The organism is Pedococcus sp., assembly GCF_036554925.1.
Lineage (GTDB): Bacteria > Actinomycetota > Actinomycetes > Actinomycetales > Dermatophilaceae > Pedococcus_A.
In genome coordinates, this window is sequence record NZ_DATBMI010000195.1 from 1 (window position 1) to 2,101 (window position 2,101).

Annotated in this window: 3 protein-coding genes and 1 tRNA gene; 2 read left to right on the forward strand and 2 right to left on the reverse strand. The window is 72.1% G+C overall.

Going from position 1 to position 2,101, the window contains the following annotated elements; all coding sequences use genetic code 11:
* A partial coding sequence (locus VIB11_RS15275) for a tyrosine-type recombinase/integrase (protein ID WP_332032258.1) occupies window positions 1-333 on the forward strand: 333 nt, incomplete at its 5' end.
* Here VIB11_RS15275 and VIB11_RS15280 read toward each other — a convergent pair.
* Both VIB11_RS15280 and VIB11_RS15285 read right to left on the reverse strand, forming a co-directional pair.
* A tRNA-Pro gene (locus tag VIB11_RS15280) sits at window positions 312-388 on the reverse strand. The genes VIB11_RS15275 and VIB11_RS15280 overlap by 22 nt on opposite strands.
* A gap of 87 nt (window positions 389-475) precedes the next feature.
* A complete protein-coding gene (locus VIB11_RS15285) occupies window positions 476-1,405 on the reverse strand; it encodes a metallophosphoesterase (RefSeq protein WP_332032260.1) in 930 nt (309 codons plus the stop codon).
* A 50-nt stretch (window positions 1,406-1,455) separates the two neighbouring features.
* Here VIB11_RS15285 and VIB11_RS15290 point away from each other — a divergent pair, with 50 nt between their 5' ends.
* Window positions 1,456-1,920 carry a GatB/YqeY domain-containing protein gene (locus VIB11_RS15290; RefSeq protein WP_332032262.1) on the forward strand — a complete coding sequence of 155 codons (465 nt, stop codon included), beginning with the start codon at window positions 1,456-1,458 and terminating at the stop codon, window positions 1,918-1,920.
* The last annotated feature ends 181 nt before the right edge of the window (window positions 1,921-2,101 follow it).

Consider the following 2,101-nt stretch of genomic DNA (forward strand, 5'->3'; position numbering starts at 1 on the left):
GATGCCGGGTGGAAGGCGGCCTGTGATCTGGTCGACAAGCCTGGGCTCCGGCCGCACGACCTAAGGCACACGGCGGCGACGGCGTGGCTGAGGATCACCGGCGACATGAAGGCGGTCCAGACGCTGCTCGGGCACGCGACGGCGTCGATGACTCTCGACCTCTACTCCCACCTGCTGAACGACAGCGTGACGCGGGCCGCGAGCCTGCCGAGAAGGCTCAGGGCTCGTGATGGGCTCGCAAGCCGTGGCCTTCGCTCTTGGCGATGTGGTCGCAGTGGCAACCTTCATGACTCTGACCTGCGGTTCTGCAATGGTCGGGGTGACAGGATTTGAACCTGCGACCTCTTCGTCCCGAACGAAGCGCGCTACCAAGCTGCGCCACACCCCGTGGCAGTCGCCGCCCTGTCGGGCAGCGCCAAGGAAGGATAGCCCACCACCTCCACAGGCTCCCAATCGGTGTGCCGAGACAGTCTCGTCAGCGTGGCGTGAGCGTGAGCAGGGTCGCCTCCGGCCGGCAGGCGAACCGCACCGGCGCGTAGGGCGAGGTGCCGAGCCCGGCCGAGACGTGCATCCAGGCCGCGCTGTCCGGCGCCAGCGAGGAGGGTGCGCCGTTCGCACCCGGCCACCAGCGCGAGACGCCCTTCGCGCGACTGGTGTCGAGGTCGCAGTTGGTGACGAGCGCACCGTAGAGCGGGAGCGCGAGCTGCCCCCCGTGGGTGTGCCCCGCGATGAGCAGGCCGGCCCCGTCGGCCGTCATGGCGTCGAGCACGCGCTGGTACGGCGCGTGCACGACCCCGACCGTCAGCGCGACGGAGGGGTCCGCGGGACCCGCCACCACGGCATACCGGTCGTAGTCGAGGTGCGGGTCGTCGACGCCGACGAACTCGAGGTCGGTGCCACCGACGGTGAGGTAGGAGCGGCGGTTGGTGAGGTCCTCCCAGCCGCCGGAGACCAGCCCCTTGACCAGCTGGTCGGTGGGCAGCCGGGGGGTGCTGCCGGAGCCGCGGCGGTACCACGGCGTGAGGTACAGCGCGGGGTTCTTGAAGGTCGGCGCGAAGTAGTCGTTGGAGCCGAGCACGAAGACGCCCGGGAACTCCAGGAGCGGCTCCATCGCCTCGAGCAGGCCGGGCACGGCGTCCAGGTGCGCCAGGTTGTCCCCGGTGTTGACCACGAGGTCGGGCTGGAGCGCCGCGAGCCCACGGACCCACTCGATCTTGCGGCGCTGCCGCGGTACCAGGTGCAGGTCGGACACGTGCAGGACGCGCAGCGGCCGCGACCCGGCGGGCAGCACGGGCACGCTGAACCGTCGCAGGGCGAAGGCGTTGCGCTCGACAAGGCTCGCGTAGCCGACGCCGGCGGCGCCGACCGCGGCGAGTCCGCCCAGGGCTCTCAGGAGGGAAGTCATCGGGGACATCCTCGCAAATCGCGGTTGCGGGTGCCTGCCAGACTGGGGCCATGACCGAGCAGACCCTCAAGGCCACCGTCCAGAGCGACCTGCACGACGCCATGCGCGCCCGCGACAAGGTGCGCTCCGGTGCCCTGCGGATGGCGCTGACCTCCATCACCAACGAGGAGGTCGCCGGCAAGGAGGCACGCGAGCTCAGCGACGACGAGGTCCTCAAGGTGCTGGCCAAGGAGGCCAAGAAGCGCAAGGAGGCCGCCACCGCCTACCGCGACGCGGGCCACCCGGAGCGCGCGGAGGCCGAGGAGGCCGAGCTGGCCGTGCTCGAGGCCTACCTTCCCGCCCAGCTCGGCGACGCAGAGCTCGAGGCGCTCGTCTCCCAGGCGGTGACGGAGACAGGCGCCACCGGTATGCCGCAGATGGGCCAGGTCATGAAGGCCGCCCAGGCGCTCGTGGCCGGCCGCGCGGACGGCGGTCGGGTGGCCGCCGCGGTGAAGGCCGCACTCAGCGGGCGCTGAGGCGCCGGCAGGACGGGCCGCGGCGGGCTTCGCGACGGGCCGGGCCGGCCGACAGTGCTGGGACGAGCGAAGGCCCCCACCCGATCCGGGTGGGGGCCTTCGCGTGCCCGGCGCGTGGCTGGCGGGGTATCGCTAGCCGCGAGTCGTCGTCGGCTTCGGCTTGGGCGTCGTCGGGCTCGGC

What these genes read in the sequence shown, in the direction of transcription:
- VIB11_RS15285 (WP_332032260.1), bottom strand. Translation starts at nt 1,405, where the DNA reads ATGACTTCCCTCCTGAGAGCCCTGGGCGGACTCGCCGCGGTCGGCGCC.
- VIB11_RS15290 (WP_332032262.1), top strand. Translation starts at nt 1,456, where the DNA reads ATGACCGAGCAGACCCTCAAGGCCACCGTCCAGAGCGACCTGCACGAC.